The 7,711-nt window shown below is 65.9% G+C and carries 5 protein-coding genes and 1 rRNA gene; 3 read left to right on the top strand and 3 right to left on the bottom strand.

Annotation, left to right across the window (positions count from 1 at the left end; genetic code table 11):
• Nucleotides 1-111: 111 nt before the first annotated feature.
• Nucleotides 112-224: ribosomal RNA gene (rrf, locus tag IFT60_RS26045) — 5S ribosomal RNA — on the top strand.
• A 56-nt stretch (nt 225-280) separates the two neighbouring features.
• On the opposite strand, the gene IFT60_RS26040 is transcribed toward rrf, so the two are convergent.
• From IFT60_RS26040 to IFT60_RS26030, 3 genes are read right to left on the bottom strand one after another with little or no spacing between them, the layout of a single operon-like run.
• A complete protein-coding gene (locus tag IFT60_RS26040) occupies nt 281-2,530 on the bottom strand; it encodes a xanthine dehydrogenase family protein molybdopterin-binding subunit (RefSeq protein ID WP_192057004.1) in 2,250 nt (749 codons plus the stop codon).
• Entirely contained in the window at nt 2,527-3,513 is a 987-nt protein-coding gene (locus tag IFT60_RS26035; RefSeq protein ID WP_192057003.1) for an FAD binding domain-containing protein, read from the bottom strand. The genes IFT60_RS26040 and IFT60_RS26035 overlap by 4 nt, the downstream gene beginning before the upstream one ends.
• 9 nt (nt 3,514-3,522) lie before the next feature.
• Complete coding sequence (locus tag IFT60_RS26030) at nt 3,523-4,212, bottom strand: 2Fe-2S iron-sulfur cluster-binding protein (protein ID WP_229511228.1); 690 nt, start codon at nt 4,210-4,212, stop codon at nt 3,523-3,525.
• 266 nt (nt 4,213-4,478) lie between these two features.
• Here IFT60_RS26030 and IFT60_RS26025 point away from each other — a divergent pair, with 266 nt between their 5' ends.
• Nucleotides 4,479-6,881, top strand: a complete 2,403-nt coding sequence (locus IFT60_RS26025) for a DUF8189 domain-containing protein (RefSeq protein ID WP_197986478.1) — start codon at nt 4,479-4,481, stop codon at nt 6,879-6,881.
• Entirely contained in the window at nt 6,878-7,189 is a 312-nt protein-coding gene (locus IFT60_RS26020; protein ID WP_192057006.1) for a hypothetical protein, read from the top strand. Before IFT60_RS26025 ends, IFT60_RS26020 begins: the two co-directional genes overlap by 4 nt.
• Nucleotides 7,190-7,711: the final 522 nt, after the last annotated feature.

The following is a 7,711-nucleotide window of genomic DNA, read 5'->3' as shown; positions in this document are numbered from 1 at the left end:
TTATAGCAATAAGAATACACTGCTGTTTGTTGTGACAGACCACTACCTGAACTTTACTTCCTCCAGATTCTGGGCGGTTGTCGATTGAGACAACGCCTCGTACAAGTCATGCCTGATGACCATAGCAAGTCGGTCCCACCCCTTCCCATCCCGAACAGGACCGTGAAACGACTTTGCGCCGATGATAGTGCTGCAACCAGTGTGAAAGTAGGTTATCGTCAGGCTAGTTATAAAAGAAAAACCCGCTCATAAATGAGCGGGTTTTTTTTCGTCTCGTGCTTTACACCAGCACCTTGTCGGGCGTGATCGGCAAATCGCGAATCCGTTTTCCGGTGGCGTGATACACGGCATTCGCGATCGCCGCCGCGACGCCGGTAATGCCGATCTCGCCGACACCCTTGGCGCCCAATTCGTTGATCTGCTTGTCCTCCTCGTCGACCATCACGATGTCGATCGCGCCGATGTCGGCATTCACCGGCACATGGTAATCGGCCAGGTTGGCATTCACCGCGCGCCCGAAACGCCAGTCCATCTCCGTCTTTTCCATCAAGCCCATTCCCATGCCCCAGACAATCCCGCCCATCAGCTGGCTGTGGGCGGTCTTGCGGTTCATGACGCGGCCGACGCCATAGGCGCCGACGATGCGCGGTATCCGGATCGTGCCGACGTCCGGATCGATGTGGACTTCGACGAAGACCGCGCCGAAGGCATGCATCGCATAGCGTTTTTTTTCCTCTCCGGGTTCGGCGTGGGCATCGGCACTGACCGGCTGGCCGCCGGCGCGCGCGAGCAGTGCCTGCATCCGTTCGCGCCGCGCCGGCGCCGAGCGCGCAACCAGCCAGCCGTCCGCGGCATCGACCTCGTCGGCACGCAGGCCGTGCAGCGGCGAGGCGCCATCGGCAAGCGCCATACCAATTAACTTGTCGCGCAGGGCGCGCGCCGCCTGGTGTACGGCGGGGCCGACGCTGGCCACCGTCTGCGAACCGCCCGATACCGGCGCCTCCGGCAGCGCGGTGTCGCCCAGCTGGAAGCGGATGTTCGCCACCGGCATGCCGAGCGCGTCGGCGGCAATCTGGGACATTACCGTATAGGTGCCGGTGCCCAGGTCGTGCGAGCCGCTGCGTACCACCGCGCTGCCGTCGGGCAGCAGCGTCGCCGTCGCCCTGGCGTCCTTGCGGTTGGCGGGATAGGTCGCCGTCGCCATGCCCCAGCCGACCAGCGTGCGGCCGCTTTTCATCGAACGCGGCTGCGGATTGCGCTTGTCCCAGCCGAAGCGTTCGGCCGCGATGCGGTAGCACTCGCGCAGTGACTTGCTCGACCAGGGCAAGTCTTTTTCCGGGTCCTTGTCGGCGTAATTCGCCAGGCGCAGCTGTACCGGGTCCATGTTCAGCTTGTAGGCCAGTTCGTCCATGGCCGACTCGAGCGCGAAACTGCCGCTCGATTCGCCCGGCGCGCGCATGTAGGTCGGCACACCGACGTTGAGCGTGGCCAGCCGTTGCGAGGTCTGCAGGCTGTCGGACGCATACATCTTGCGCGTCATGGCGGTGCACGGTTCGGCGAAATCGTCGAGGAAGGCCGTGCTCGAAATCGTATCGTGGCGCACCGCCGCCAGCTTGCCGGCACGCGAGGCGCCGAGCGCCAGGCGCTGCTCGGTGAGCGGACGCGCGCCCACCGGCCCGTACATCTGGGGCCGGTCGAGCACCAGCTTGACCGGACGACCCGCCAGCTTCGCCGCCATCGCCGCCAGCACCACGTGCGACCAGACCGAGCCCTTGCAGCCGAAGCCGCCGCCGACGAACGGGCAGATCACGCGCACCTGCTGCGGGGCGATGCCGAAGGTCGATGCCGCCGTGCGCTGCACACCCGTGACGTTTTGCGTCGAATCGTACAAGATCAGGTTGTCGCCCTGCCAGTGCGCGATGGTCGCATGCGGCTCGATCGGATTGTGGTTTTCCATCGGCGTCGTGTAGGTGACGTCGATGCGGCTGGCGGCGCGCTCCATCGAGCGCGCCAGGTTGCCGCGGCCGGTGTCGGAAGGGCGTTCGGGCTGCGGTTCCGGCCGGCGCAGGCTCTTTTTCGCCTGGGCGAAATCGAGCTGGGCGCGCTCGCGCCGGTAGCGCACCTGCAAGCGCTGGGCAGCGTCGCGCGCATGCTCGAAGGTGTCGGCGATGACCACCGCCACCGGCTGCGCGTTGTACCAGACCACGTCGTCCTGCAGCAGCGACAGCTTGGGATTGGGCGGCTGCTTCTTCTGGTCGGGCTTCGATTGCTCGCCGCCTTCCTTTTTCTTTTCCGAACCCTGGGGCAGTGCCAGGCGCGGTGCATTCGCGTGCGTCATGACGGCGAGCACGCCCGGCATGGCGTTCGCCGCCGTGATGTCGATCGCCTCGACGCGGCCCTTGGGAATGGTCGACAGCACCATGACGGCGTGCGCCAGCCCCTGCAGCTTGTGTTCGGCTGAATAGGTGGCGGCGCCGGTGACTTTCAGGCGGCCATCGACGCGGTCGATGCCTTGTCCGACGACGCTCATGCGATTTCTCCCGCGCGCCGCAGCGCGCTCACGGTGGCGCGCTGCGCCATGTCGATCTTGAATCGGTTGTCATCAAAGGCGTGCGCGCCGCGCAGCAGCAGCGCGGCCGCCTCGCGCGAGCGCGCTTCTTCGATCCGGTGGCCGACCAGCAGCGCTTCGGCGGCCTGCACGCGCCAGGGTTTGTGGGCCACGCCGCCGAGGGCGATGCGCGCCTGGCGGACGATGCCGGCTTCGAGTTCGAGCGCGGCCGCTACCGAGACCAGCGCGAACGCATAGCTGGCGCGGTCGCGCACCTTCAGGTAATGGGTGTTGCGCACGAAGCTTGGTGGCGGCAGGTCGACCGCGGTGATCAGTTCCCCCGCCATCAGGGTGGTTTCCGCCTGCGGCTGGGCGCCGGGCAAGCGGTGGAAGTCGCCGATCGAAATGCTGCGGTTGCCGCGCGGGCTGGATACCTGCACGATCGCGTCGAGCGCGGCCAGGGCCACGCTCATGTCGGATGGATTGACGGCGATGCAGGCTTCGCTCGCGCCGAGGATGGCATGCATGCGGTTGTAGCCGCCGCGCGCGGCACAGCCGCTGCCGGGCAGCCGCTTGTTGCACATCTCAAAGGCGGTGTCGACGAAATACGGGCAGCGCGGACGCTGCATCAGGTTGCCGCCCACGGTCGCCATGTTGCGCAGCTGCGGCGAGGCGCCGGCTAGCAGGGCCTGCGCCAGCAGCGGATAGCGGCTGCGCACCAGCGGATGGTTGGCGGTATCGCTGTTGCGCGCCAGCGCGCCGATGCGCAGGCCACCGTTCGCCGTCTCGGCAATGTCGGCCAGGCCGATGCGGGTAATGTCCACCAGCCGCAGCGGCCGTTCGACGCCGCCCTTCATGAGGTCGAGCAGGTTGGTGCCGCCGCCGATGAAGCGGGCCTGCGCATCCTGCCCGAGGCGCAGTGCGTGCGCCGGGTCGGCGGCGCGTTCGTAATCGATCGCTTGCATGGCGTTCTCCTAGACCTTGGCGGTGGCGCGCACCGCGGCCACGATGTTGTTGTAGGCGCCGCAGCGGCACAGGTTGCCGCTCATGCGTTCGCGGATCTCGTCGTCGCCGAACATCACGACCTTGGCGCGTACATCGGGGCTGGCGGCGCTGGCGGTACCCGCGCGCATCTCGTCGATGCAGGCTACGGCCGAACAGATCTGGCCAGGGGTGCAGTAGCCGCACTGGAAGGCGTCGTGCTCGAGGAAGGCGGCCTGGATCGGCGCCAGCTGCCCGCCCTGGGCGATGCCCTCGATGGTGGTGATGCGGTCGCCTTCGTGCATCACCGCCAGCGTCAGGCAGGCGTTGACCCGGCGCCCGTTGACCAGCACCGTGCAAGCGCCGCACTGGCCGCGGTCGCAGCCTTTCTTGGTGCCGCTCATGCCGACATATTCGCGCAACGCGTCGAGCAGCGACACGCGCGGTTCGAGCATCAGCGTCTGCATCTTGCCGTTGATGTCGAGCTTGACCGGCCGGGCAGGAACCGCCGGGACGGCCCCGGCTCCCCTTGCGGCATCAGGCGCGCCGCCGGCGCCCGCCTGGGGCAAATGGACAACGGCGGCGGCGGCCACCGCGCCTTGCAGGAAGCCGCGCCGCGTCAGCGCGAGCGCATCGTCATGGGGACGGGCGCCGGGCTCGTCCGAGGGGATTTCGTTCGACATCGTCGTCTTTCGCATGGGAATGCAGGAAGCCCAATTATCCCGGCCGTGTCGACCTTATCTGTTAGCTCACGCACACAGGACGCGCTTGTCAAAAGGAAGGCAACGGCGCCTGCCGCGTCCGTTCACCAGTTTATCCATCCGCGCCCGGAACTTCGCTCCTGCCGATTGTCTTAAGACGTAAGACCACGATTCCAATTTGATAACGATTGGAAAAGGTGCGCTCGACACAGGGCGCTTAGGCACTTGCAGGCGACTAGGGGCACAACATGAAAGCGAAAACATCGAAAGGCGCAACATCGATGCCGGACGGCGACGGTAATGGCGACGGCGGTACGGCCTCGGACACCTCCGGCTCGGATGGGGCGATCGGCAACATGATGCCGGGCGGCGACGGCAACCTCAGCCTGGCGCCCGAGGAGCGCGGCATGCCAGGCATTACCAGACGCGAACCGGCAGCGGCCGGCGGCATGCCCGGCGCTGCCATGGAGACGAAGCGCGGCCGCGAACACGACATGCCGCCGGGGAGCATGGGAAATGGCAGCATCGGCCTCGAGCGCGGTGGCGGCTCCGGCGGCAACGACGGTTTTGGCGGCGGCGGCGGTGGAGGAGGGGGCGATGGCGAAGGCACCCCGCAGGTACGCACATGCGGCACGATGGACGTGCATCGGCGCCTGCTGTCGACCAGTCTGGAATATGCGCGCCGGCGCGACGAGATCGAAATCGAGGCCGCGCGCTACGAGCGCGGCGAAGCGCGCACCCAGCGTACCGGCATTACCCGGATCCCGGTGGTGGTGCACGTGGTCTGGAACACTGCGGCGCAAAATGTGTCCGATGCCCAGATCGCCAGCCAGATCGAGGTACTGAACCGCGATTTCCGCCGCACCAATCCCGACGTCGGCACGACGCCGGCGCCCTTCCTGCCGCTGGCCACCGATGCGCGCATCGAATTCTTCCTGGCGACGTCCGATCCGGCCGGCGCACCGACGTCCGGGATCGAGCGGCGCCAGACCTCGGTGACCGGGTTCAACGACAACGACGCCGTGAAATCGACGGCAGGCGGCGGCCTGAATGCCTGGCCCGCCGCGCACTACCTGAACATCTGGGTCTGCCCGCTCAGCGGCGGCCTGCTTGGCTACGCACAATTTCCCGGTGGTCCGGACGCGACCGATGGCGTCGTCATCCGCCACTCGGCATTCGGCACGACCGGCACCGCAGCCGCGCCCTTCAACCTGGGGCGCACGGCCACGCACGAGATCGGGCACTGGCTCAACCTGAATCACATCTGGGGCGACGACGGCACCGGTTGCAGCGGCACCGACAATGTTTCCGACACGCCGAACCAGGGCGGTAGCAATGTTGGTGCGCCGAGCTTTCCGCACGTCTCCTGCAGCAATGGACCGAACGGCGACATGTTCATGAACTACATGGATTATGTCGACGATCGGGCAATGGTCATGTTTTCCGCCGGCCAGGTCGCGCGCATGCAGGCTTGCCTCGACGGGGTGCGTAGCGCGATCGGCCTCAGCGCCGGCGCCATCCGGCCGAGCTCGTCGCCGGTGGTCGCCTGGGGGCCGAACCGGCTCGACGCCTTCGTGCTCGGCACCAACCGCGCGCTGTACCACAAGTGGTGGAACGGCAGTGCCTGGGGCCCGTCGGTCACCGGCTACGAGAACATGGGCGGCGTTTGCACCAGCGTCCCGCAGGTCGTGTCCTGGGGCGCGAACCCGCTCGACGTCTTCGTGACCGGCACCGACAGCGCGCTCTACCATAAATGGTGGAACGGTTCCGCCTGGGGGCCGTCCGTCACCGGCTATGAATTCATGGGCGGCGTGTGCGTCGACGATCCGCGCATCGTCAGCTGGGGGCCGAACCGGCTGGACGTGTTCGTCCTCGGCACCAACCGGGCGCTGTTCCACAAGTGGTGGAACGGGCAGTCGTGGGCACCGTCGCTGACGAGCTACGAAAGCCTGGGCGGCGTCTGCCTCGGCCAGCCTGAGATTGTCTCCTGGGGACCGGACCGCCTCGATATCTTCGTGATCGGCACCGACCGTGCGCTGTACCACAAGTGGTGGAACGGCAGCGCATGGGGACCGTCGGTGACCGGCTACGAAAAGCTCGGCGGCGTTTGCACCTCGGCGCCGAAAGTGGTCGCCTGGGGACCGAACCGGCTGGATGTGTTCGTGACCGGCACCGATGGCGCGCTCTACCACAAGTGGTGGAACGGCTCGGCCTGGGGACCGTCGAAGGATGGCTTCGAGCGCCTCGGCGGCGTTTGCGTCGACCAGCCCGAAGTGGTCGCCTGGGGGCCGAACCGCCTCGACATCTTCGTCATCGGCACCGACAGCGCGCTCTACCATAAATGGTGGAACGGTTCCGCCTGGGGCCCGTCGATCACCGGCTACGAAAAAATGGGCGGCGTTTGCACCTCGCAGCCGCGTGTCGTCGCCTGGGGACCGAACCGGCTCGACGTGTTCGTCACCGGCACCGACAGCGCGCTCTACCATAAATGGTGGAACGGCTCCGCATGGGGTCCGTCGGTCACCGGCTACGAGTACATGGGCGGCACCGTTTCCGCCTTCAGGCCGGAAGAGGCGGGCGAAGAGGACGCCATCGACATGCCGCTGACGCTGCAGAACGGTGCAACGCAGGCGCCAGGAGCGATCGCATGATGGCGCGCACGCAGACAGGCGGGCTCAGCGGAACCTGGGCCCACTCCTACGAAGAGGACGAAGGGGGCGTGCAAGTCTATCGCCCCTCCGACACCTTTCCGTTTCCGCCCAGCCGCCAGGGCCGCGCCACGCTCGACTTCAGCGATGCGGGGAAGGTCGTCAGCGGCATGCCGGGTCCGGACGACCGGCAAGTGCGGGCCAGCGCGGGCATCACTCCGCTCGGGATGAATCGTTTTCGCCTGGGCGACGCGCGAGTGATCGAGGTACTCGAGTCCGGGCCGGACGTGCTGAAGGTCAGGCCAGGTTGAACGGCGTCGCTGAGGTTGAAAGGGCCAAGGCGCCGGCGGGCAGGGATGACCGCCGGCGTGCCGGCTGCCGTCGTCGAGTTCACACATCGGGCTTGCGGCAGGGACGGCACTTTGCTATAGTCCTGCTCCCCGACGCGGCGCTGGTGCAAACCGGAAGACGCAACGGGGTGTAGCAAAAAAGGAGTTGACGAAGATCGCGAAACACTGCATAATCTCATCTCTCTGCTGCTGACGAACAAAACGATTCGCAGATTGCAGCAAGGCAGTACTGAATAAAGTTCTTTAAAAATTAACAGTCGATAAGTGTGGGCGTTTGATGAAGGTGCCAGTGACTTCGGTCACTGATTACTTAAATTATCAAATGTTCACAAAAGTATTAACGTTGCTCAGCAATGAGCGACGGTCAGTATCTTGAGTGAGCGAACCCCGACCAATGGGAGGGGTTCGAAACTGGAGCAATCTGGTTTCGACAAACAGAGATTAAACTGAAGAGTTTGATCCTGGCTCAGATTGAACGCTGGC

Origin of the sequence: Massilia sp. CFBP 13721, assembly GCF_014842025.1 — a bacterium.
GTDB lineage: Bacteria > Pseudomonadota > Gammaproteobacteria > Burkholderiales > Burkholderiaceae_D > Telluria.
This window is presented reverse-complemented; position numbering and strand designations above follow the sequence as displayed.

What these genes read in the sequence shown, in the direction of transcription:
- IFT60_RS26040 (WP_192057004.1), bottom strand. Translation starts at nt 2,530, where the DNA reads ATGAGCGTCGTCGGACAAGGCATCGACCGCGTCGATGGCCGCCTGAAA.
- IFT60_RS26035 (WP_192057003.1), bottom strand. Translation starts at nt 3,513, where the DNA reads ATGCAAGCGATCGATTACGAACGCGCCGCCGACCCGGCGCACGCACTG.
- IFT60_RS26030 (WP_229511228.1), bottom strand. Translation starts at nt 4,212, where the DNA reads ATGTCGAACGAAATCCCCTCGGACGAGCCCGGCGCCCGTCCCCATGAC.
- IFT60_RS26025 (WP_197986478.1), top strand. Translation starts at nt 4,479, where the DNA reads ATGAAAGCGAAAACATCGAAAGGCGCAACATCGATGCCGGACGGCGAC.
- IFT60_RS26020 (WP_192057006.1), top strand. Translation starts at nt 6,878, where the DNA reads ATGATGGCGCGCACGCAGACAGGCGGGCTCAGCGGAACCTGGGCCCAC.